Source organism: Pseudomonas sp. 30_B, from assembly GCF_017491605.1.
Taxonomy (GTDB): Bacteria; Pseudomonadota; Gammaproteobacteria; order Pseudomonadales; family Pseudomonadaceae; genus Pseudomonas.
In genome coordinates this window covers 1-226 of the sequence record NZ_JAFGYY010000579.1, presented here as the reverse complement: position 1 = coordinate 226, position 226 = coordinate 1, and the positions used below count along the sequence as shown (strand labels likewise).

At 65.0% G+C, this 226-nt stretch carries 1 protein-coding gene; it reads left to right on the top strand.

Annotated features, from left to right (window positions below):
- Positions 1-226 (top strand): sulfatase-like hydrolase/transferase (locus tag J5M67_RS29470; RefSeq protein ID WP_207888788.1); only part of this gene is annotated, 226 nt, incomplete at both ends.

Sequence of the window (226 nt, the reverse complement as noted above, 5' to 3'; positions counted from 1 at the left end):
CATCTACACCACCGACAACGGCCCGAACCGCTTCACCTGGCCGGATGCCGCCACCTCTCCGTTCCGCAACGAGAAGAACTCCAACTACGAAGGCGCCTTCCGGGTGCCGGCGATGATCCGCTGGCCGAACCACGTCAAGCCGGGCACCGTCTCCACCCAGATGTTCTCCGGCCTGGACTGGTTCCCGACCCTGCTGGCGGCCGTCGGCGATACCGACATCAAGGAT